This window comes from Aquamicrobium sp. YD-1-mutant5 (assembly GCF_059509755.1).
The window spans coordinates 481,173-502,584 of record NZ_JCAKKP010000003.1; the positions used below are offsets into that span (position 1 = coordinate 481,173).

Annotated in this window: 25 protein-coding genes and 1 other RNA gene; 10 read left to right on the forward strand and 16 right to left on the reverse strand. The window is 63.9% G+C overall.

The window, feature by feature from the left end:
• Positions 1-30: 30 nt before the first annotated feature.
• The 3 genes from ruvA to rcdA all read right to left on the reverse strand — a co-directional run bounded on the left by ruvA (position 31) and on the right by rcdA (position 1,771).
• The gene (gene ruvA / locus AC5XE7_RS06730; RefSeq protein WP_495365369.1) at positions 31-651 is read right to left on the reverse strand and encodes a Holliday junction branch migration protein RuvA; all 621 of its coding nucleotides are present in this window, start codon (positions 649-651) and stop codon (positions 31-33) included.
• 18 nt (positions 652-669) lie between these two features.
• Positions 670-1,179, reverse strand: coding sequence for a crossover junction endodeoxyribonuclease RuvC (gene ruvC / locus AC5XE7_RS06735; RefSeq protein WP_239799909.1), 510 nt, complete (start codon positions 1,177-1,179; stop codon positions 670-672).
• A 70-nt stretch (positions 1,180-1,249) separates the two neighbouring features.
• Positions 1,250-1,771 (reverse strand): protease adaptor protein RcdA, encoded by a 522-nt coding sequence (gene rcdA / locus AC5XE7_RS06740; RefSeq protein ID WP_183825315.1) that lies wholly within the window; start codon positions 1,769-1,771, stop codon positions 1,250-1,252.
• Between the two features lie 490 nt (positions 1,772-2,261).
• Between rcdA and AC5XE7_RS06745 the strand changes: the two genes are divergently transcribed.
• From AC5XE7_RS06745 to AC5XE7_RS06755, 3 genes are all read left to right on the forward strand, one after another.
• Entirely contained in the window at positions 2,262-2,909 is a 648-nt protein-coding gene (locus AC5XE7_RS06745; protein ID WP_495365370.1) for a thiamine phosphate synthase, read from the forward strand.
• Positions 2,910-2,912: 3 nt separating this feature from the next.
• The gene (locus AC5XE7_RS06750; RefSeq protein ID WP_495365371.1) at positions 2,913-3,935 is read left to right on the forward strand and encodes a tetratricopeptide repeat protein; all 1,023 of its coding nucleotides are present in this window, start codon (positions 2,913-2,915) and stop codon (positions 3,933-3,935) included.
• 144 nt (positions 3,936-4,079) lie between these two features.
• Positions 4,080-4,880: an inositol monophosphatase family protein gene (locus AC5XE7_RS06755; RefSeq protein WP_183825321.1), complete on the forward strand. Its 801-nt coding sequence runs from the start codon at positions 4,080-4,082 to the stop codon at positions 4,878-4,880.
• On the opposite strand, the gene AC5XE7_RS06760 is transcribed toward AC5XE7_RS06755, so the two are convergent.
• Positions 4,872-5,858, reverse strand: coding sequence for an acyltransferase family protein (locus tag AC5XE7_RS06760; protein ID WP_495365372.1), 987 nt, complete (start codon positions 5,856-5,858; stop codon positions 4,872-4,874). The genes AC5XE7_RS06755 and AC5XE7_RS06760 overlap by 9 nt on opposite strands.
• Before the next feature lie 300 nt (positions 5,859-6,158).
• Between AC5XE7_RS06760 and AC5XE7_RS06765 the strand changes: the two genes are divergently transcribed.
• Both AC5XE7_RS06765 and AC5XE7_RS06770 read left to right on the forward strand, forming a co-directional pair.
• Positions 6,159-7,187: a MotA/TolQ/ExbB proton channel family protein gene (locus AC5XE7_RS06765; protein ID WP_495365373.1), complete on the forward strand. Its 1,029-nt coding sequence runs from the start codon at positions 6,159-6,161 to the stop codon at positions 7,185-7,187.
• A 1-nt stretch (position 7,188) separates the two neighbouring features.
• On the forward strand, positions 7,189-8,220 hold the full coding sequence (locus tag AC5XE7_RS06770) for a peptidoglycan -binding protein (RefSeq protein WP_287942959.1): 1,032 nt from the start codon (positions 7,189-7,191) through the stop codon (positions 8,218-8,220).
• Positions 8,221-8,232: 12 nt separating this feature from the next.
• On the opposite strand, the gene AC5XE7_RS06775 is transcribed toward AC5XE7_RS06770, so the two are convergent.
• The 4 genes from AC5XE7_RS06775 to AC5XE7_RS06790 form a co-directional block, all read right to left on the reverse strand.
• Positions 8,233-9,039 (reverse strand): nucleotidyltransferase domain-containing protein, encoded by an 807-nt coding sequence (locus AC5XE7_RS06775; protein WP_495365374.1) that lies wholly within the window; start codon positions 9,037-9,039, stop codon positions 8,233-8,235.
• A 78-nt stretch (positions 9,040-9,117) separates the two neighbouring features.
• Positions 9,118-9,741 (reverse strand): ATP-dependent Clp protease proteolytic subunit, encoded by a 624-nt coding sequence (locus AC5XE7_RS06780; RefSeq protein WP_495365375.1) that lies wholly within the window; start codon positions 9,739-9,741, stop codon positions 9,118-9,120.
• A 45-nt stretch (positions 9,742-9,786) separates the two neighbouring features.
• Positions 9,787-10,143, reverse strand: coding sequence for an SRPBCC family protein (locus AC5XE7_RS06785; RefSeq protein ID WP_495365376.1), 357 nt, complete (start codon positions 10,141-10,143; stop codon positions 9,787-9,789).
• Positions 10,140-10,472 carry an ArsR/SmtB family transcription factor gene (locus tag AC5XE7_RS06790; protein WP_495365533.1) on the reverse strand — a complete coding sequence of 111 codons (333 nt, stop codon included), beginning with the start codon at positions 10,470-10,472 and terminating at the stop codon, positions 10,140-10,142. The genes AC5XE7_RS06785 and AC5XE7_RS06790 overlap by 4 nt, the downstream gene beginning before the upstream one ends.
• Positions 10,473-10,578: 106 nt before the next feature.
• Between AC5XE7_RS06790 and AC5XE7_RS06795 the strand changes: the two genes are divergently transcribed.
• Positions 10,579-12,075: a carboxypeptidase M32 gene (locus AC5XE7_RS06795; RefSeq protein WP_495365377.1), complete on the forward strand. Its 1,497-nt coding sequence runs from the start codon at positions 10,579-10,581 to the stop codon at positions 12,073-12,075.
• Positions 12,075-13,223, forward strand: coding sequence for an amidohydrolase (locus tag AC5XE7_RS06800; RefSeq protein WP_495365378.1), 1,149 nt, complete (start codon positions 12,075-12,077; stop codon positions 13,221-13,223). The genes AC5XE7_RS06795 and AC5XE7_RS06800 overlap by 1 nt, the downstream gene beginning before the upstream one ends.
• 9 nt (positions 13,224-13,232) lie before the next feature.
• Here the strand turns inward: AC5XE7_RS06800 and AC5XE7_RS06805 are convergent, their stop codons facing one another.
• Positions 13,233-15,032, reverse strand: a complete 1,800-nt coding sequence (locus AC5XE7_RS06805) for an ABC transporter transmembrane domain-containing protein (RefSeq protein WP_495365379.1) — start codon at positions 15,030-15,032, stop codon at positions 13,233-13,235.
• Between the two features lie 192 nt (positions 15,033-15,224).
• On the opposite strand from AC5XE7_RS06805, the gene rpmE reads away from it, so the two are divergent.
• Positions 15,225-15,446 carry a 50S ribosomal protein L31 gene (gene rpmE, locus AC5XE7_RS06810; RefSeq protein ID WP_183825350.1) on the forward strand — a complete coding sequence of 74 codons (222 nt, stop codon included), beginning with the start codon at positions 15,225-15,227 and terminating at the stop codon, positions 15,444-15,446.
• Between the two features lie 81 nt (positions 15,447-15,527).
• On the opposite strand, the gene AC5XE7_RS06815 is transcribed toward rpmE, so the two are convergent.
• Together AC5XE7_RS06815 and AC5XE7_RS06820 are read right to left on the reverse strand one after the other, a co-directional pair.
• Positions 15,528-15,824, reverse strand: a complete 297-nt coding sequence (locus AC5XE7_RS06815; protein WP_495365380.1) for an Rdx family protein — start codon at positions 15,822-15,824, stop codon at positions 15,528-15,530.
• Positions 15,824-16,570, reverse strand: a complete 747-nt coding sequence (locus tag AC5XE7_RS06820; protein WP_239799924.1) for a YebC/PmpR family DNA-binding transcriptional regulator — start codon at positions 16,568-16,570, stop codon at positions 15,824-15,826. The genes AC5XE7_RS06815 and AC5XE7_RS06820 overlap by 1 nt, the downstream gene beginning before the upstream one ends.
• Positions 16,571-16,867: 297 nt before the next feature.
• Between AC5XE7_RS06820 and AC5XE7_RS06825 the strand changes: the two genes are divergently transcribed.
• The gene (locus AC5XE7_RS06825; protein ID WP_495365381.1) at positions 16,868-17,740 is read left to right on the forward strand and encodes an MBL fold metallo-hydrolase; all 873 of its coding nucleotides are present in this window, start codon (positions 16,868-16,870) and stop codon (positions 17,738-17,740) included.
• A gap of 6 nt (positions 17,741-17,746) precedes the next feature.
• Here AC5XE7_RS06825 and AC5XE7_RS06830 read toward each other — a convergent pair whose 3' ends face one another.
• The gene (locus AC5XE7_RS06830) at positions 17,747-18,070 is read right to left on the reverse strand and encodes an ArsR/SmtB family transcription factor (RefSeq protein WP_495365382.1); all 324 of its coding nucleotides are present in this window, start codon (positions 18,068-18,070) and stop codon (positions 17,747-17,749) included.
• Positions 18,071-18,122: 52 nt separating this feature from the next.
• Here AC5XE7_RS06830 and AC5XE7_RS06835 point away from each other — a divergent pair, with 52 nt between their 5' ends.
• Positions 18,123-18,605 carry an SRPBCC domain-containing protein gene (locus AC5XE7_RS06835; protein WP_495365383.1) on the forward strand — a complete coding sequence of 161 codons (483 nt, stop codon included), beginning with the start codon at positions 18,123-18,125 and terminating at the stop codon, positions 18,603-18,605.
• Between the two features lie 20 nt (positions 18,606-18,625).
• On the opposite strand, the gene AC5XE7_RS06840 is transcribed toward AC5XE7_RS06835, so the two are convergent.
• The 4 genes from AC5XE7_RS06840 to ssrS form a co-directional block, all read right to left on the reverse strand.
• Positions 18,626-19,390, reverse strand: a complete 765-nt coding sequence (locus AC5XE7_RS06840; protein WP_495365384.1) for a TerC family protein — start codon at positions 19,388-19,390, stop codon at positions 18,626-18,628.
• Positions 19,391-19,476: 86 nt separating this feature from the next.
• Entirely contained in the window at positions 19,477-20,301 is an 825-nt protein-coding gene (locus AC5XE7_RS06845; RefSeq protein WP_495365385.1) for a TIGR00282 family metallophosphoesterase, read from the reverse strand.
• Positions 20,302-20,413: 112 nt separating this feature from the next.
• On the reverse strand, positions 20,414-21,022 hold the full coding sequence (locus AC5XE7_RS06850) for a 5-formyltetrahydrofolate cyclo-ligase (RefSeq protein ID WP_495365386.1): 609 nt from the start codon (positions 21,020-21,022) through the stop codon (positions 20,414-20,416).
• Positions 21,023-21,131: 109 nt separating this feature from the next.
• Positions 21,132-21,288, reverse strand: a non-coding RNA gene (gene ssrS / locus AC5XE7_RS06855) — 6S RNA.
• Between the last annotated feature and the right edge of the window lie 124 nt (positions 21,289-21,412).

Below are 21,412 nucleotides of genomic sequence, written 5' to 3' on the forward strand. Positions count from 1 at the left end.
CATGACGCGATGTCGGGAACAAGTCAGCGATCACCGCGCCAGTTCCTTCAGGCCAAGACGGATGAGCTTTGCCGAATCGGCGTCTTCGCCGGCGGATTTCAGCGCGGCGGCCACCGCATTGGCGGCAATGTCGCGCCCGTAGCCGAGATTGACCAGCGCCGAAACGGCGTCGGCAATCGGCGCAGGCGCCACGCCCTCGCCCAGTTCCTGCTTGAGTCCGATGGTGCCGGTGGCCTCTCCGGCAAAGGCCGGCGCCTTGTTCTTCAGTTCGGTGACGATACGTTCCGCCACCTTCTTGCCGACGCCGGGGGCGCGGCTGACCATGGCGATGTCGCGCAGTGCGATGGCATTGGCCAGATCCGAAGGGCTGAGCGTCGACAGGACCGACATCGCCACCTTGGCGCCGACGCCGGGCACATGCGTGGAGAGAAGCCGGAACCAGTCGCGCTCCAGCGCCGAGCTGAACCCGAACAGGCGGATCATGTCCTCGCGCACCACCGTTTCGATGAACAGCACGACCGCCTCGCCCGGTCCGGACATAGAGGCCAGCGTGCGCGCCGAGCAGAAGGCGACATAGCCGACGCCATGCACATCGACGACGCAATGATCCTCGCCGATCTCGTCCAGCGTGCCCTTCAGCTTGCCGATCATGATCCCCGCCCGTCCCTGCTATGCAATCTGCTTCAGCCTGTATGCCACGCTTTGCCGGTGATGGGCATGGCAGATGGCAATGGCGAGCGCATCGGCCGCATCATGAGTGTCGAACACCGCCTTGGGCATCAGCACCTTGACCATCATGTGGATCTGCTTCTTGTCGCCATGGCCGACGCCGATCACCGCCTTCTTGACCGCATTGGGCGCATATTCGGCCACCGGCAGGCCGGCCAGCGCCGGCACCAGCATGGCAATGCCGCGCGCCTGTCCGAGCTTCAGCGTCGCCGTCGCGTCCTTGTTGACGAAGGTCTGCTCCACCGCCGCCTCATGCGGCATGGCCTCATGCAGCACCTTCGACAGTCCGTCATGAAGCTGGCACAGACGCGACGCGAGCGTCGCCTTGTCGTCCGAGCACACGGAACCGGAGGCGACGAAGCGCAACGAATTGCCGAGGCTTTCGACAATGCCCCAGCCGGTGCGCCGCAGCCCCGGGTCGATGCCGATGATCCGAATCGTTTCCGCCATGATTGTCCACTCTATTCACCGGCGGCAGACTTGCCAGCGAAATGTGAACAAACCAGAAACGAAAAGCGCGTCAGCCGCGCGCGAAGGCCGTGTTGAGCAGCGAGATCTGGTCGAACACCGGGCTGCCGCGTTCCAGCCCCTGCGGCAGCGCATCGCCATAGACTTCCTCGTCCATGCGCCGCACCAGCGATTGCAGGCGCAGCGAACGGCGCACCAGATCGACGAATTCGACCGGCAGCTCGCTCCAGCCTTCCGCATCCTCATGCGCCGAGACGGTATCGAGACGCACCTTGGCCTTTTCGGCGGCCACCTGATCGCGCGTCATCTCACCCGAATTGGCGGCGCGCTGAAGCAGCAGCCAGGAGGCGATCTGCATGAGGCGCGTCGTCAGCCGCATCGATTCGGCCGCATAAAGGGTCGCGGCCAGCCGAGTCAGCTTCTTCGCCTCGGTGCGCCCGCGCGAATCCAGATATTCGGCGGCCTGTTCAACCAGCCCCATGCCTTCATTGTAGAGCGGCTGGAAGGATTGCGAGAAAATGCGGCGCTCGGCCAGCCTGATCGTGTTCCCGCTTTCCTGTGAAGATCGATTCATGATGCACCCTGGTCACCTGCAGAAGCGATTCGCCCCTGCAGCATGACTGCCACCCTATAAGACTTCCGAGCCGGAAAATGCGCTTCAGAGCTTCGCAAGGCAAGCTTATACTTAATAAAGGGTTAATATGAACAGGCTGCGTGCCAAAATCGGCACACCGGCCATTCCCTGGCCTGAGAAGAAAAAAAGAGCCGCGGGTAAGGCGGCTCTCAGAAGTTAACAGGGAGGCGTCAAACAAAGTGGCTCCAACCACTCGGTAAGAATCCAGATCACTGGATGCACATAGTAAACAGCTGTAAAGCTTAATGCCCGGTTAACGAGGCCCGATTTCTGCTCGAAAAACCCTTCCGCAGCGGCATAGCAGGCTTGTATTTCAGCGTCTTCGCTATGCATTGCCTCAGGCTGCGACCTGTTCAAGACAGCTGCTTTGCTCTATGCCCCATTGCCACCAATTTCGCCCTGCATAGGGCAGATCGAAACCGGAAACGCCATGAACACCCAATCGCCTCCCGAACGCTGCCGTCTTGTCCTGATCGCCATGCCCGGCACCGATACCGGACGGCTTCAGGCCGCACTTGAAGGCGGCGATGTGGCGTCGGTGATCTTCGTGCAGGGAACGCTCGACGATTCCGCATTTCAGCGCGTCGCCGCAGACCTCGTGCCAGTCGCCCAGAATGCAGGTGCGGCCGCCGTCATCGCCGGCGACAGCCGCGTGGCCGACCGGGTCAGAGCGGATGGCGTCCATGTCGAAGCAGCTCCTGCGGAACTCGCCGACACGATCGAACGCCTGCAGGAGCGCATGATGGTCGGCACCGGCGGGGTCAAGACGCGCGATGCCGCGCTGGAGCTTGGCGAGGCTGGCCCCGATTACATGTTCTTCGGCCGTTTCGGCTATGACAATGACCCGGTGCCTCATCCGCGCAATCTGGGCCTTGGCGCATGGTGGGCGGAGATGGTGGAAATTCCCTGCATCGTGATGGGCGGTTCCGAAATCGCCTCGGTGACGGAAGTGGCCGCGACCGGCGCCGAATTCGTGGCGCTGTCCGCCGCCATCTTCGCCGAAGGCGCTGATCCGCGTGCGGCTGTCGCAGAAATCAACGCATTGCTCGACGCCAACGCGCCGCGCTTTGGGGAATGAACCATGGCAAGGCGTGTGGCACTGGCTGTGATGATCTTCTGCGCAGGCCACGTCGCCGCGCATGCGGCCGAGACGCCGGCCGACGCCGCTTCCACCCGTGAAACCACCAGCAAGGTGGATGAAACAGCCAAAGGCGACCGCCAGCTGCCGCAACCTGCCGACGACAAGGCCGTCTTGCCGGCTCTCGATCCGGCCCGCTTCGGCAAGCTGACCGATGATGCCTATGGCGCCTATCAGCGCGGCCTCTACCAGACCGCCTACAACCTCGCCCTGCCCCGGGCGCAGAATGGCGACCCGGCCGCCCAGACGCTGGTGGCGGAACTGCTGGCACGCGGAATGGGCGTTCCCCTCAACGCGAAGGAAGCCGCTAAATGGTATGCGGCCGCAGCCGAGCGCGGCATCCCGGAGGCGCAGTTCCAGTATGCGCTGATGCTGCTCGACGGCGATTTCGTTCCGAAGGATGAAAAGCAGGCCCATGCGCTGATGCAGGCGGCGGCCGAGGCCGGCAATGCGCTCGCCCAGTTCAATTTCGCCCAGCTTCTGGTCAAGGAAAATCCGGGCGATCTCTCCCGCGCGGTGACCTATTACGAGCGTGCCGCGGAAGCCGGCCTTGCCGATGCCCAATATGCGCTGGCGCAGGCCTATGCGAACGGTGTGGGCGGCAAGGCGCATGACGATGCGAAAGCCCGCAGCTTCCTCGAAAAGGCCGCGCGTCAGAATTTCGACACCGCCCAGCTCGACCTTGCGCAATGGCTGATCGACGGTCGCGGCGGCGAGCGCGACTACAAGGAAGGTTTTGGCTGGATGCAGGTGGCCGCGCGTGGCGGCAATGTCGCCGCCCAGAACCGGCTGGCCAAGCTCTATGTCGCCGCCCTCGGCACCGATCCCGACCCGATCCTCGCCACTGGCTGGTACATCGTTGCACGCCGCGCCGGGCTCATCGACCGCGAGATGGAAGACTATCTCGAAGGCCTGACCGACGAGCAGATGAAGGAAGCGGTGCAAAAGGCCAACCGCCTGCCCTGATGCCCGCCATTCGGCCCTGATGCGGGCGACGCACCCGCTGCGACGGCCTTTCTCTTGCTTCGGAACGCGATTTGTGGTCTTGGAAACGCCAACCGCACGCCCCTTTGCCGGCGCCCATTCCACAGATCCGGAGACCTCACAGACATGGCCCGCTCCGCCATATTAAACGTCATGGTTCAGGCTGCCATGAAGGCCGGCCGCTCGCTTTCGCGCGATTTCGGCGAGGTGCAGAACCTGCAGGTCTCGCTCAAGGGACCCGGTGACTATGTCAGCCAGGCCGACCGCAAGGCCGAAGACATCATCTACACCGAGCTTGCCAAGGCCCGCCCCGGCTACGGCTTCCTGATGGAAGAACGCGGCGCGGTGGCCGGTGACGACGACCAGCACCGCTGGATCGTCGATCCGCTCGATGGCACCACCAACTTCCTCCACGGCATCCCGATCTTCTCCATCTCGATCGCGCTGGAGCGTCAGGGCCAGCTGGTCGCCGCCGTCATCTACAACCCGGCCATGGATGAGCTCTACACCGCCGAGCGCGGCGGCGGGGCCTTCATGAACGACCGCCGGCTGCGCGTCGCCGCCCGCACGAAGCTCTCGGATGCCGTGGTCGGCTGCGGCATTCCGCATCTCGGCCGCGGCCATCACGGCAACTTCCTTGTCGAGCTGCGAAACGTCATGAACGAAGTGGCGGGCGTGCGCCGTATGGGCTCCGCTGCCCTCGACCTTGCCTATGTGGCGGCGGGACGCATGGACGGCTACTGGGAAACCGGCCTTTCGGCATGGGACATCGCTGCCGGCCTTTTGCTGGTGCGCGAGGCGGGCGGCTTCGCCTCCGAACCGGATGGCGGTCAGGACATGCTCGACAGCGGCAATGTCGTCGCCGGCAACGAGACCATCCACCGCGCGCTGGTCAAAACGCTTTCAAGGCCCGTCTCGTCACGCTGACACCATCCGGCTCCATGCGGCCTGCGGCGGACTGAACAGCCGCCGCATCGGCCCGTCTGCCGGCGCGGTCGCCAGCGCCACCAGCACCGACAGCGTTGCCAGCACCGGCAGGAGCAGAACCTGCGGGATGAATGCCGGCGCGCCGGAAGCCACGAACGCCATCACCACCAGCCCGTGGAGCAGATAGATGGCCAGCGAGCGCTCGCCAAGCCAGCCGAGCATCGCTGCCCGCGCCGGCACGAGCGCCGCGAAACCCACAGCCGCAGCACCGCCCAGCGCCATCAGGCCAAGACGCGCGATCGCCGGATAATCGGCATCGGCCGCACCGCTGGCATAGGCGCGGCTGCCGGTGAGCGCACCGGCATTGAGACCCAGCTTCCACCAGAAAAGCACGGCTCCCACGCAGCCGATAAACATCAGCGCGAAGGCAGCCGGATGCCGCCGCGCGGCAGCGACGAGCTGGGCGCCATAAAGATGGCCGAGCACGAAGAAGGGCAGGAAATAGAGCGTGCGGGAGAGGCTCAGCGTATAGCCGATGCCATCGTCATATCCGGCCGCCACCGCCACCACCACGGTAGCCATCAGCCCCGCAGGCGAGGCGAACAGGGGCAGCACAAGACGCCAGATGACCATGCTGGCGATGAACCACAGCAGCCAGTAAGGCGTGAGCAGCGAATATTCATACCAGCCCGTCAGCCGGCTGGCACCGATATAGACAAGCTGGAAGACGGCCAGCGGCAGGATCAGTGTCCACACGATCTTGCGATAGTCGCGCCCTTCAAGCCTGTCACGGGCAAACATGCCGGACAGAAAAACGAAAAGCGGCATATGAAAACTGTAGATGCCGACATAGATCGCCTGCAGCAATTCAGAGCCTGAAGAAGGCCGCTCGATCATATGTCCGAAGACGACAAGAAGTATTCCGGCACCCCTGAGGGCATCGATATGGCTGTTTCTGTATGTATTTACTGGCTTCATGAGTGGCGGCACGCATCCGTGTCTTTTCTCTCGAAAGCCCCTCCCGCCATCACCGATTCGACTGCTTCAGCATAATTTGGAGATGGGCGAGAGTGTGGCACGGTCGCATAATCCTCTCTTCTCGACGGTGCGGCTTCCAATTTCGCCGCAAATCCGATTAGATCGCCGTGCGTCCATCCGGACGCACAAAGGACGATCTAAATTATTGATGGAGCATCGGAATAACCGAAAACCGGATTCCACTTTTCGGTCCGATGCTCTAGAGTTGCCGCCAGCGCGCAGAAACGAAATGGAAGACGGATGGCCCTGCTCAGATCGTTCGGCATAGGCGGCGGCTCGGATGTGCTGAGCTATGATCCCCACAAGCTTTCCAGCCCGCAGGTGTTCCTGCTCACCATGGTCATCTTTCTGGGGCTGGTCGGCTTCATCGCCATCATTCTGTCCCGCCAGATCCACTCGGCCTTTTCCACCAATCCCGGTCTGAACGGCCTGATCCTCGGCGTGCTCATCGTCGGCATATTGCTCGCTTTCGCGCAGGTCGGCCGCCTGTTTCGCGAGGTTCGGTGGGTGAACTCCTTCCGCGCCGGCGTGGAAGCCACCGACCCCGTCCTGCTGGCGCCGATGAAGGCGATGCTTGGCCGCTCATCGGCGATCGCCGTTTCCACCAGCTCCATGCGCACCATGCTGGATTCGATCGCCACCCGCCTCGACGAAACCCGCGACACCTCGCGCTACCTCGTGGGCCTGCTGGTGTTTCTCGGCCTGCTCGGCACCTTCTGGGGCCTTCTGGAAACCATCGGCTCGATCAGCGACACCATCCAGTCGCTCGATCCCGGCACCGGCGACTCGGCCTCGGTTCTGGAAGCACTGAAGCAGGGGCTTTCCGCGCCGCTGTCCGGCATGGGCACAGCCTTTTCCTCTTCGCTGTTCGGTCTTTCCGGCTCGCTGGTTCTGGGCTTCCTTGACCTTCAGGCTGGCCGCGCGCAGAACCGCTTCTACACCGAGCTGGAAAACTGGCTGTCCTCGGTCACGGACCTCTCCTCCGACCTCGCCGGCCCCGAAAACGGACGCAGCGCCGGCACCACCGACGAGCTTCGCTCCCTGTCGGAGCGGCTTCGCTCCCTGCAGGAAAGCAACGGCTCCAATCCGCGCACGGCAGCCGCCATGGCCAATCTGGCCGACGGCATTGCCGGGCTGGTCAAGAACATGCGCTCCGAACAGCAGATCATGCGCGACTGGGTGGAAGCCCAGTCCGACGAGCAGCGCGCCATGCGCGAAACGCTGGAGAAGATCGCCTCCGCCCTCGACAGCCAGAAGGGAGTGAAGTGAGGTGGCTCTGGGGCGCGGACGCCGCAGCTATCGCCATATCGACTACTGGCCGGGCTTCGTCGATGCGCTGTCGACGCTGCTGCTCGCCATCATGTTCCTGCTTTCGGTGTTCGTGCTGGCGCAGTTCCTGCTGAGCCGCGAGATTTCCGGCAAGGACGAAGCGCTCAACCGCCTCAATGCTCAGATCAACGAGCTGACCCAGTTGCTCGCGCTGGAAAAGGGCAACACGCAGGACGCGCAGGATGCGCTGGCCAACCTGCAGGCTTCCCTGTCCGCGGCGGAGGCCGAAAAGAGCCGGCTTGAGCAATTGCTGGCCGCCGGTACAGGAGCCGGAAGCGCCGCCACCGCCCGCGCTGACAAGCTGGAGGGCGAACTCGACAGCGAGCGCCAGATCAGCCAGCGCGCGCTGTCGCAGGTGGAATTGCTCAACCAGCAGATTTCGGCCCTGCGCCGCCAGATCGCCGCCCTTGAACAGGCGCTCGACGCATCGGAAGCGCGCGACCGCGAATCCAACACCAAGATCGCCGATCTCGGCCGGCGGCTGAACGTGGCGCTCGCCCAGCGCGTGCAGGAGCTGAACCGCTACCGTTCCGATTTCTTCGGCCGCCTGCGCGAGATCCTCGCCGACCGCGAGAATATCCGCATCGTCGGCGACCGCTTCGTGTTCCAGTCGGAAGTGCTGTTCCCGCTGGGCTCCGACCAGATCAACGAGGCCGGTCAGGGCGAGATGAAGAAGCTCGCCGATGCCATCATCGAGTTGCAGAAGGAGATCCCGCCCGAGATCAACTGGGTGCTGCGCGTCGACGGCCACACCGACGACCGGCCGCTCTCCGGCACCGGCCGCTTCCGCGACAACTGGGAGCTTTCCGCCTCGCGCGCCATCTCCGTGGTCAAGTTCCTGATCGCCAACGGCGTGCCCGCCAACCGGTTGGTCGCCGCAGGCTTCGGAGAATACCAGCCGCTCGACGAAGGCGCCACGCAGGAAGCGCGCGACCGCAACCGTCGCATAGAACTGAAGCTGACCGAGCGATGAGATCGACGCCGGTCAGTCAGCGCTGCCGGGCGGTCTGATCGCCAGCGTTGCGGCAAGACGCTCCCATGTCGCGGCCTCGAACTCTGCCGGCCATTCCACGCCCCACAATCGTGCGAGCCTGCGAGCGCGTGGCAGATAGGCTGCTGCATAAAGAAGATGCGCGTCTATCAGCGCCTGCCTTTCGGGCGCCGGCAGCGGCAACGAGATCAGCACCTGCTTCTGTTCCCCGGTGATCAGCCGGTTGAGATGCAGAACCCCGCCCTTGTGTGGCGCGCCGGTCTCCGCGATCATCAGGTCGACGAGCAGGTTGCGCAGCAGGAACACGCCCAGCACGCCGTTGAGATATTCCTCCCGCCCGAGCGCAAGCGGCAGCAGGCCGAGAATGCGGATGAACTCCTCGAACTGGTAGCGTGCGCGTTTCGGATCAGGGCCTGTTGGTGGCGACGATTCGGGCAATGTCGCGAATATCCCGTCATGATCGAACAGAACTTTGAGGCTGTCCTTCGCATGGCCGGCCATCTGGTCCGGTTTCAGAATCACCACATCGGTTCGCAGCCAGTCCCGCGTGATCGCGTTGATCAGCGATGGCCTGACCTGCCGGTCCCACCACAGCACGATCTTTCCAGTGCGACCCACCGCCTTCTTCCCCAAGGCGGCGATATCGTCCGAAGAGCCGTCCGACGACACCATGACGAAATCGATATCGCTGTAGGCGTCTTCGAGGCCGGCACCGTAGCTGCCGCCAAGGAACAAGGCCCTTATCGACGGCTCGCTCCGCAACTCCCGGACGATCGCATCGATTGCAGCGGCGGGTTCCATGTCAGCGATTGTATGCCGGAAAGAGCGGTGAGGAAACTGTCCCTCTCGTTGGTTGCTCTGTCGGATATCACACCCGGATCAGCCACCATCTCCCTGATCCGCGCGCCCATCGCGGGCATGCAGGACATGGTCGATCAGGCCCCATTCCAGTCCTTCCTCCGCCGTCATGAAATGATCGCGGTCGAGCGCCTGCTCCACTTCCGCGTAGCGGCGTCCGCAATGTTCGGCGTAAAGCTGCGTCATGCGCCGCTTGGTCCGCTGGATTTCCTCGGCATGGATGAAGATGTCGGAGGCCTGGCCCTGAAAGCCGCCGGACGGCTGGTGGACGAGCAGGCTGGCATTGGGCAGCGCCGCGCGATGGCCGGGCGCCCCCGCCATCAGCAGGAACGAACCCATAGAGCGGGCCGTGCCCATGCACAGCGTGTGCACCGGGGCGCGGATGTAGCGCATGGTGTCGTACATGGCGAGGCCACTGGTCACCACGCCGCCCGGCGAATTGATGTAGAGATGGATCGGCTTCTTCGGGTTCTCCGATTCCAGGAACAGCATCTGCGCGCAGACCAGAGCCGAAACCGTATCGTTGACCTCGCCATTGAGGAAGATGATCCGTTCCCGTAGCAGGCGCGAGAAAATGTCGAACGACCGTTCTCCGCGGCTCGACTGCTCTATGACCATAGGGACGAGTTGCATCGTTTCGCGCATCGGCGAACTCCGTCTTTCAGTGGTTGGGAGACGATCTGGAAAACGTCAGGCGGCGCGCATGACGGGCATTCCGTTGCTGTTGGCCGCCTGCGTCCGACTGGCCGGCTGCGCTTCGGCAAGCCGGTGGATGACGCGCAGGCTGGTGCCGCCGTCTGCATTGGCGGCAATGCGGAACGTCACCGTGCTTTCAAGGAAGGGCGGCGCGGAGTCGCGCATGCGGTAGCGCACTTCCGCGCCCGGCGTGACGGTTTCGGCCTGCGGATCGGCCAGATCCGTGCCCGGCATCCATTGCTCGCGGAACTGCGGCAGGCTGATCGCCCGCCAGACCTTTTGCGGCGGGGCATCCAGCTCGTAAGTCTGGTCGATGCCGGCGTCCTGCTCGTCGATCGGTGCGTCGCTCATTGATCCATATCCTTCAGGAGGTCGCGCAGACTGTCGATGCGCGCCGGCCAGTAATTGCGGTACTTCGCCATCCAGCGCGCGATCGCCATCAGCCCTTCGGGATCGACCTCATAATTGACGTAGCGCCCCTGCCTCTCTTCGCGCACCAGCCGGGCGCCACGCAGCACGCCGAGATGTTGCGACATCGCCGGCTGGCTGATCGCCATGCCTTCGCGCAGCGCGCTGGCGTTCATGCTGCCGCCCGCCAGCTTCTCGAAGATCGCGCGGCGGGTGGGATCGGCCAGCGCGCGGAATATCTCGTTCTCGTTCATGCCATCACATAAGCACACACTTATTTGATTCGCAAGCACCCATAACGGCCCGCATGCCGGCTCCTCTTGCCAGACGCGCCGCATTCCTGTCCCCTGCCCTTCGTTACAGAATCAGGACTGCAGAATGTCGTTTCAGAAGCTCGATGATCTTTGCCGCCGGCTCGAAGCGCTCGAACATGCGCTGGCCATACTGGGCGCCGACGAGGCCACGCACATGGCGGTGGGCGGCGGCGAAAAGCGCGCCGAGGCCATGGCCACCCTTTCAGGCCTGTATCACCGACAGGCGACCGCACCCGAAATCGGCGACTGGATCGCCGCTGCCGAGACCGAGGCGCTGAACGAGGACCAGACGGCGGCGCTGCGCGAATTCAGGCGCCACCACACCAACCTCACCTGTCTGCCGGCCGAATTCGTCGAACGCCAGACGGCGGCGCGCCTGCGCTGCGAGCAATTGTGGCGCGACCTGCGCGCAAAAGCCGACTGGGCGAGCTTCCAGCCGGCACTTGAGGGAGTGGTCGCGCTGGCGCGCGAGGAAGCCGCCATGCGCGCCGAGGTGCTGGGCCTTTCCCCCTATGATGCGCTGATGGAGCAATATGATCCCGGCAACCGCGCCGCCGACATCACCCCCGTGTTCACCGACCTCAAGGCGTTCCTGAAGGACTTCGTGCCGCAGGCGCTCGATGTGCAGGCGCAGCGACGTGCAAAGCGCCCATTGAAACCGCTCTCCAGCACCTATGCGATCGAGAAGCAGCGCGCGCTCGGCCTCGCCATGATGGAGGCTGTCGGCTTCGACCTGACGCGCGGCAGCCTGTCGGTCTCGCATCACCCGTTCTGCGGCGGCGTGCCTAGCGACGTGCGCATCACCACGCGCTACCGCACCACCGAGTTCCTGTCGGCGCTGATGGGCATATTGCACGAGACCGGCCATGCGCTCTACGAGCAGAACCTGCCGCGGGACTGGTCGCACTGGCCGCTCGGCAAGGCGCGCGGCATGGCCATCCATGAAAGCCAGAGCCTGTTCGTGGAAAAGCAGATCGGCCGCAACCCCGCCTTCTGGCGCTGGGCGCTGCCGGTGGTGGACAGCCACCTCGGCGAAAGCTGGTCGCTGGACGACATCCTGCCTCACGTCCATCAGGTCGGGTGCGGGCTGATCCGCGTCGATGCCGACGAGGTGACCTATCCGCTGCATGTCATCCTGCGCTACGAGCTGGAGCAGGAGCTGATTTCCGGCAAACTCGACGTCGCCGACATTCCGCAGGCATGGGATGCGCGCATGCGCGATTATCTCGGTCTTTCGACCATCGACAATCCGGGTGACGGACCGATGCAGGACGTTCACTGGCCGGGCGGCGCCTTCGGCTATTTCCCTTCCTATACGCTGGGCGCGATGATGGCGGCGCAGCAATGGGCGGCACTTGTGCGCGAACATCCCGACACGGATGAGGCCATCGCCAAAGGTGATTTCTCGGCCGTCAACGAATGGCGCCGCACCCGCATCTGGTCACAGGGGTCGCGCTGGTCGACGCCGGACCTGATGCAGCGCGCCACCGGCGAGAAGCTCGACGCGCGCCACTTCATCGCCCATCTGCAAAAGCGCTATGGCGGCCAGGGAGAGCCTTAATGGACCTTACCAATCAGGACATCGAAGACCTCGTCGGCTTCCGCCGCGAGCTGCACCGTTTTCCTGAAATTTCCAACGAGGAGAAGGAGACCGCGCGGCGCGTGATTGCCTTTCTCGCCGACACTGGCGCCGACGAGATGCTGACCGGACTGGGCGGCCATGGCGTCGCCCTCGTCTATGACAGCGGCAACCCCGGCCTCACACTTCTCTTCCGCGCCGAACTGGACGCCCTGCCCATCGCCGAGATTTCGGACATTGCGCATCGCTCGACCATCGAGGGCAAGGGCCATATGTGCGGTCATGACGGCCATATGGCGATCCTCGCAGCTCTTGGCCGCCTGTTCGGACGGCAGCGGCCGGCCAGCGGCCGCGTGGTGCTGATGTTCCAGCCCGCCGAGGAAACCGGCGACGGCGCGGCCGGCGTGACCGCCGATCCGCGCTATGCGCTGATCCGGCCCGATTTCGCCTTCTCACTGCACAATCTGCCCGGCACTCCGCTTGGGCACGTCCGCCTGCGCGAGGGCGTCGTCAACTGCGCCTCGCGCGGCTTGCGCATCACGCTGGAAGGCAGGACCGCCCATTCCTCGATGCCGGAAAGCGGCGTTTCGCCGATGCTTGCTGTAAGCCGGCTGATGCCACGGCTCGCAGCACTCGGCGGCGGCTCCTTCGACAGCGACGACTTCTCGATGGCCACCGTCACCCATCTGCGCATGGGCGAGCCCGTCTTCGGCGTCGCCCCCGGCCATGCGGAGATCCGCGTGACCCTGCGCACGAGGCAGGATGCACGCATGGAAGGCCTGTGCGCTGCGGCCGAGACGATGGTGCGCGAGGAGGCAAAGGCCGAAGGGCTGCAATGCAGCTTCGACTATCACGAGATCTTCGTCGCCAGCCTGAACGAGCCTGAAGCGGCAGCACTTCTGGCGGCCGCGCTCGATGCCGAAAACGTGCCCCATGACGAGGCTGAGCTGCCGATGCGCGCATCCGAGGATTTCGGCATTTTCGGCCACACATCGAAATCGGCGATGCTCTATCTCGGCTCCGGCGTCGACCGGCCGAACCTGCACAATCCCGACTACGATTTTCCCGACGAGCTGATCGCCATCGGCGCGCGGATTTTCATGCGCACCGCGCGCACGCTTCTGGGATAAGCGGCCGCGCTACTCCGCCGCCCCTTCCAGAATGCCCGCCCCGGCGTCGAACTGGAGACGGGCAAGCTCGGCATAGAGGCCGCCTTTGATGACAAGGCTGCGGTGCGTACCCTCTTCCACGATGCGGCCCTCATCCATGACGAGGATGCGGTCGGCTTCCAGCACTGTCGCCAGACGATGGGCGATGACCAGCGTGGTGCGCGCGCGCATCAGCATCGACAGCGCCTCCTGCACCAGCGTCTCGCTGGCGGCGTCGAGCGCCGAGGTCGCCTCGTCGAGGAGCAGGATCGGCGCATCGCGCAATATGGCCCGCGCGATGGCGATGCGCTGGCGCTGGCCGCCGGACAGCGTCACGCCGCGTTCGCCCACCTGCGTATCATAGCCCTGCTCCAGCCTGAGGATGAATTCCTCCGCCTGCGCCGCCCGTGCCGCAGCCTCGATCTCGGCGTCGCTGGCATCGGGCCGCCCGAAGGCGATGTTGTCGCGCACGCTGGCGGCGAAGATCGTCACCTCCTGCGGCACGATGGCCATGCGCGCGCGCAGCGCCTGCGGGTCCGCGTCGCGCACATCGATCCCGTCGACCGCGATCGCGCCGCCGGCGACATCATAAAAACGCTGGATCAGCGAGAACACCGTGCTCTTGCCGGCACCCGAAGGGCCGACGATCGCCACCGTCTCGCCCGGACGCACGGCGAAGCTGAGATCGTGCAGCGCAGAGCGATTGGGGCTGGCCGGATAGGCGAAGGAAACATGTTCGAAGGCGATTTCACCGCGTGCTGGAACCGGCAACGGCTTTGGATGGGCCGGGGCCTTGATCCCCGGCTCTTCCTCCAGAAGCTCGGTCAGCCGCTCGGCAGCGCCCGCGGCTTGAGAAAGCTCGCCCCAGACCTCCGACAGCGCGCCAAGCGCGCCGGCGGCAAACACCGAATAGAGCAGGAACTGGCCGAGCGTGCCGGGCGTCATCGCACCGGTCAGCACATCGCGCGAGCCGAACCAAAGCACTGCCACCACGGACGCGAAGATGATGAAGATCGCCACGAAGGTGAGCATGGCGCGCGCCAGTATGGAGGCGCGGGCGGCGTTGAAGGCGGCCTCCACCGCCGCGCGGAAGCGGGACGTGACCAGCCCTTCATTGGTGAAGGATTGCAGCGTGCGCACCGCGCCGATCTGCTCGCCGGCATAGGCATTGGCGGCAGCCAGCATGTCCTGCGCGGCGCGCGAGCGCCCGCGCACGGAGCGGCCGAAGGCGACCAGCGGCACGATCACCAGCGGAATGGCGGCGATGACGAGACCGGACAGCTTGGGGCTCGTCACCACCATCATGGCAAGCGCACCGAACCCCAGAATGATGTTGCGCAGCGCCACCGAGGCGGTCGCCCCGACGGCCGACTTGATCTGCGTGGTGTCGGCGGCCAGCCGCGAGACGATCTCGCCGGACTGCACCCGGTCGAAGAAGGAGGGCGACAGCGTCGTCAGATGCGAAAACACGTCGCGGCGCAGATCTGAAACCACCCGCTCGCCCAGCGTGATGACGAAATAATAGCGACCGGCCGAGGCAAGCGCGAGCATCGCCGCCATGGCCAGAAGCATGGTGAAATAGTTGGACACCAGCGTCGTGTCGGAATGGGAAAAGCCGTGGTCGATCATGCGCCGCACCGCCAGCGGCAGCGCCAGCGTCGTCACGGCGGCCAGAATCAGGGAGACCATGGCGCCCAGAACGAGGCCGCGATAGCTGCCGATGTAAGGGAAGACCCGCCTCAGCGGCCTGAGAGAACGCCTGCGCTGTTCCGCGCTTTCCGGTTGCGCCATGTCTGCGGTGGTCCTCCCTGCCCTTCGGCCACCGCCATTATGCTACGGCACGACCTTGTGATTCAATTTCGGTTGATGTATAGGCACGCCGACCGTTTTAGAGGCCGCGGCTTTTGAATAGCTGCGGCTTCGAGTTTTAAAAAGGGGCGCATCGCCGCAGGGCCGCCGTCCCCCCAAGCCAGGACGAGAGCGATGAAGGCAGATATCCATCCCGACTACCACTCCATCAAGGTCGTGATGACCGATGGCACCGAGTACATGACCCGTTCGACCTGGGGCAAGGAAGGTGACACGATGAACCTCGACATCGACCCGACCACGCACCCGGCCTGGACCGGCGGCCAGCAGACCCTGCTCGACCGCGGTGGCCGTCTGTCGAAGTTCAAGAACAAGTTCGCCAATCTCGGCATCTGAGCCGGATCGCCGGACAGGAACGAAAAAACCCGCCTTCGAGGCGGGTTTTTTATTGGCCGATCGGCGGGACAAGCTTTTGGGTCAGTCGTGCGGCTTGCGGTCGGAATGGCCGAGGCTGCGTTCGGGGTCGATGACGTCGCGCACGAGCTGCTTGAGCCGCGCGGCATCGGGAAAGCCGCCGTCGCGCTTGCGCTCCCATATCAGGGTGTCGCCGCAGGTGATCGAAAAGACGCCGCCGGTGCCGGGCACCAGCGCCACTTCGCCAAGATCGGGCCCGAAGGTGGACAGCAGCTCCTGCGCCATCCACCCCGCACGCAGCAGCCACTGGCACTGCGTGCAGTAGGTTATGACGATGCGGGGGCCGCGATCCGCCTGCATCAGGCGCTGAGCCTGGCCATGGTCTCGTCGTCGACCTCGAAATTGGCGTAGACGTTCTGGACGTCGTCGTCATCTTCAAGGACGCCAACCAGCTTCATCAGCGAGCGGGCACGGTCCTCATCGACCGGAATGGTGTTCTGGGGCTTCCAGATCGCCTTGACGGAGCTGGCTTCACCAAGGGCGCTTTCGAGCGTTTTGGAAACCTCACCCATATCGCCGAACGCACAATAGATGGTGTGGGTCTCCTCGTCGGACTCCACATCCTCCGCGCCAGCCTCGATGGCGGCCTCCATCACCGCATCGGCAGAACCGGCGGAGGCCGGATAGACGATTTCGCCCACGCGATCCCACATGAACGAAACCGATCCGGTTTCGCCCAGAGCGCCGCCGGCCTTGGTGAAGGCCGCGCGCACGTTGGACGCAGCGCGGTTGCGGTTGTCGGTCAGCGCCTCCACGATCACGGCAACGCCACCGGGGCCATAGCCCTCGTAGCGGACCTCCTCGTAATTGTCGCCATCGCCGCCGGACGCCTTGTTGATGGCGCGCTGGATATTGTCCTTCGGCATGGATTCAGCCTTGGCGTTCTGAATCGCAAGACGCAGGCGCGGGTTCATCGCCGGGTCGGGCATGCCCTGCTTGGCGGCGACGGTGATTTCGCGCGCCAGCTTGGAAAACAGCTTCGAGCGCATCGCGTCCTGACGGCCCTTGCGATGCATGATGTTCTTGAACTGTGAATGGCCGGCCATGGGACTCCTTGATGCTCGGGTATCCGGATCGCGGCGGGCCTGTGTACCCGGGGATCGGACCTGATTGTGTGATAAAGCATCGGGTGGTCCGCAAGCCTGATTCCGCCTGGGGAACCGATGCTCGGAATGGCCGGCTTATAAAGAAATCAACGCAATCCGTCCAGACGAACCGCCTTGTCCGGTCGCGAAAACGTGACTGGCGGTCATGGCGCGGGCAATCGTAGTTTGTGTCGCCCTGCAAGGAGAGGCCCATCCGGAAAGGGGCCAGTCCGGTGGGGGTCCAACCCGGAGGGAGCAATGTCGGTTCCGCGCCTGCTGCTCATCTGCCTCAGCCTCTTCTGGCTCATGGCTTCCCCCGTCATGGCGCAGGAGCAGGCCGCGCCCTCGCGCTGCCTGGCAATCGCGCAGACATTGCCGCATGTCAGCTTTGCCAGTTTCATGCCTTCCAGTCCCACGCAGGCCAGTTCCACGCAGGTCCGCCCGACGCAGGCCAGTTTCATCCCGGCGCAGGCCGGGGCGAAGGACGAGGTCCGCATCACCTATGCCGGCCACTCGACCTATGTCGTCGAGACGCCCGGCGGCGTGCGCATCGCCACCGACTACAACGGCGCCTATGGCTCCGATCCGCTGCCGGACGTGGTCACCATGAACAAGGCGCACCGCACCCACTACACCGAAACGCCCGATCCGGGCATCGCCCATGTGCTGCGCGGCTGGAATCCGGCGGGCGGACCGGCAAGTCATGCGCTCGGCATCGACGACGTCTATGTCCGCAACGTGCCCACCGACATCCGCACATGGGGCGGCGATCTGGAGCGCGACGCCAATTCCATCTTCATCTTCGAGGTGGCGGGCCTGTGCATCGGCCATCTCGGCCATCTGCACATCCGGCTGACCGACGCCCACTATGCGGCGATCGGCCGGCTCGACGTGGTGATGGTCCCCATAGACGGCGGCATGACGCTCTCCCTCGACGGCATGAGCGAGATCGCCGGACGGCTGAGTTCGTCCATCGTCCTGCCCATGCACCGGCACTCCACGCCGATCGGCGCCTTCACCGGCCGCATGGGAGAAGGCTTCGCCGTCGAGTTCCGCGACAGCCCCTCGCTCACCGTGTCGCTGCGCACCCTGCCGCGCCAGCGCAGCATCATCGTGCTGAAAGGCGTCTGAAACCGATCAGCCGTCGAGATCGCTCTTGAGACGGTCGAGAATGCTCATGGCGTGGCCGGCATATTCGCTGATCCAGCGGTCGTGGATGCGCCTGATCGGCAGCGCATCGAGATGGTTCCAGCGCTCGCGCCCCTCGCGCCGCGCGACCACCAGCCCGGCCTCTTCCAACACCTTGAGATGCTGCATGACGGTGCAGCGGTCCATGTCGTCGAACGTGTCGCACAACGCGCCTGTGGTCTTCGGCCCCGCCTTGAGCGCGTCCAGCATGGAACGCCGGCGCGGATGCGCCAAAGCCTTGAAAACACGGTCGTCTTCCGCTTCGTTTGACATGTTATGTTTTTATAACATATTATGCCTGTCTGCAAGGGAAGGAGGTGTGGATATGGCTATCGGATTTCGCGTTTCGGGGCGCATCGGCAAGCCGGTCGCCGAAGTGTTCGACGCCGTGGTCAATCCGGACAAGCTGTCCGGCTATTTCACCACGCTGGGCGGGGCGAGCGCCCCGCTGGTGGCCGGCACCACGGTGACCTGGTGGAAGACGGTTCCGGTCGAGGTCGACGAGGTGGTGCCGGACAAGCGCATCGTGCTGCGCTGGGATGCCGAGGTGGAAGACGGCAAGCCGGCCTACAAGACCCGCATCGAGATGGGCTTCGAGCCGCTGGAGGACGGCGGCACCTTCGTCACCATCGCCGAATCCGGCTGGCGCGAGGACGAACGCGGCCGCAAGGCCTCCTACGGCAATTGCGAGGGCTGGTCGCAGATGCTGTCCTGCATGAAGGCCTATGTCGAATACGGCATCAATCTGCGTGAGGGCTTCTACCCCAGCGAGATGCGCGGCGAACTGCCGACCCCGGACGGCAGGTGACGTTTCAGGTGGCGGCGGCCTCAGTGCCCGCCGCCGCTCCTGACCTTTGACTTTCGCCGCCTTGCCAGCATGTTGAGCACCTCCACGAGAGCCGAGAAGCCCATCGCGGTGTAAATGTAGCCCTTGGGCACATGGAAGCCCATGCCATCCGCGATCAGCGTCATGCCGATCATCAGAAGGAAGCCCAGCGCCAGCATGACGATGGTGGGGTTCTTTTCGATGAAGGCGGAGAGCGGGTTCACCGCCAGCAACATCACGACCACCGCTGTGATGACCGCGATGTACATGATCGCGATCTCATCAGTCATGCCCACGGCGGTGATGATGGAGTCGATCGAAAACACCAGATCGAGCAGCAAAATCTGAAAAATCGCCGCACCCAGCGAAAGCTGTACCGTGCGTCGGATCATTTCGCTCTTGTCCGTTTCGGGATCGACGGTGTGGTGAATTTCCCGCGTTGCCTTCCAGACAAGGAACAACCCGCCCGTAATCAGGATGATGTCGCGCCAGGAATAAGGTTCATCGAACAGGGTGAACAGCGGGGTGGTGAGCTTGACGATGTAGGAAATCGTCGCCAGCAAAACCAGACGCATCACCAGCGCGGCTCCTATGCCCAGCACACGGGCCTTTGCGCGTTGTTCCGGCGGAAGCTTGTTGGTAAGGATGGAGATGAAAATCAGGTTGTCGATGCCGAGAACGATCTCAAGGACGACAAGGGTAAGAAGCGCTACCCACGCGGTTGGATTGCTCAACCAGTCGAAATGGTCGGCGATGAGGTCTAACATTGTAGACTAAGGTCTCCAGATAAGGTGGAGACGGAAATTAGGGTACAAAGGTACGGCCTTCAATGCCGGACCATCTTTTTCTTCTTTCAGGCCCAGAAGGAAGGAACCGTTTCTTCCAGGCGCGGCCCACGCCGGAATGGCGCAACGCGCTCGGCGAGCCCGGTGCAATCCGAAATATCGACACCGACGCCACACAGCGTCGCCGGCCCGTTCGCGGCCTCGAAGCGCCCCTTCGGCACCTTAGAAAGAAAGCGGTTGAGCGGCTCTTCCTTGTCCATCCCCAGCGAGGAATCATAGTCTCCGCACATGCCGGCGTCCGAGATATAGGCGGTTCCGCCATTGAGGATCTGGTGATCGGCGGTCGGCTGGTGGGTGTGGGTGCCGACGACAAGCGAGGCGCGCCCGTCGACGAAATGGGCGAAGCACATTTTTTCGCTGGTCGCTTCGGCGTGGAAGTCGATGACCACCGCATCGGCCTGCTCGCCGAGCGGACAGGCGGCCAGCTCCTGCTCGCCGGCCTGGAAGGGATCGTCAAGCTCGGGATGCATGAACACCCGGCCCATGATATTGGCGACCATGACGCGCGCGCCGTTGCGGGCGATGTAGAGCCCCGCGCCCTTACCGGGCGTGCCTTTGGGAAAATTGGCGGGACGCAGGAAGCGGTCCTCGCGCGGGGCGAAATTCAGCGCGTCGCGCTGGTCCCAGACATGGTTTCCGGTGGTCACCACATCGGCGCCCGCCTCGATGGTGGCATGAAAGATCTGCTCGGTAATGCCGAAGCCGCCGGCCGCGTTCTCGCCATTGACGATGACGAAATCGAGCCGGTAATCCGAAATCAGGCCGGGAAGCTGCTCCCAGACCGCCGTGCGGCCTGCTTTTCCAACCATGTCGCCAAGAAAAAGAAGTCTCATGGGAAGGCTACTTAGAGCATTTTGAAGGCAAGTGGAATCACCTGACGTCGCACAAATGCAGCTAAACCAAACTCATGGAGCGGTGGCCGGGGTTTGTTCGCATACCAAACGCTCAGGCCGGCGCGAGATCGGGATTGTCGGCCTTGCGGAAATGCCTCAGCCCAAGCTCCGTCAGGATTTCGTCAAGCGCGACGTCGTGGTTTTCCTCCGGCACACGCTCCACCTTCTGGCATTCAAAGGCCGTACCGATGAGGCGCGGCTTCAGGCCTCTTTCATGCATACGCGCGATGGCACGGTCATAGTAACCGGCACCATAGCCCAGCCGATGCCCGCGCTGATCGAAGGCGGCAAGAGGCATGAGCATGACAGAGGGATCGAGAACGGCGGCATCAGGCCCCGGCCCCACGGTGCCGAAACCGCTCTCGATCAGTTCCGCGCGCCGGTCCAGCTCGCGGAAGACGATGGTTTGCTTGTCGAGAACCACAGGCACGCAGATCCGCGCCCCCTTTTCGCGCAGGGCCGTCATCAGGGGCCGCAGGTCGATTTCAGAGCGGATCGGCAAAAATCCGGCAACGACCGTACCCGGCTCGATGTCGATCCCCGGCGCGCCAAGCTCGGCAATGCGCAGGGACATCTCGATACGCCATGTCTGGTCCAGCGCATCGCGGCGCGCCAGTGCTTCACGGCGAACGGAATTCTTCTGCTCCTTCAGAGAAATCATGCTCGGTCTGTTCCGGAAAAACGAAGCGGGTCTTCATCAGTTGCGAAGACCGGTGGCGGGGACACACAGTTCGAAACACGGACACGGCACAGCCCGAAAAGGGCACGGGTGACGATCCACACGACCGGTGAAGAAGTCGATCCCGGGAACCTACAAAGTAGGTGGGCGCCATATGTCCGGACCCACGGGTCCGGTCAGGGACAGCTCCCTTCGAGATCGATAAGGCCCCGGGGATATGTCTCTCCTGCCGGGAAGCGCAGACCGTCGACCCCAATATAGGCCGAACCGCGCCGCCGCGCCAGCACCGGCATGCGCCTGATCACCGAAACCGGCAAAGTTTCCGCCGGGAACTTCCCCAAAGCACCTTCCCTTGGCAGGCGAATGCGGATT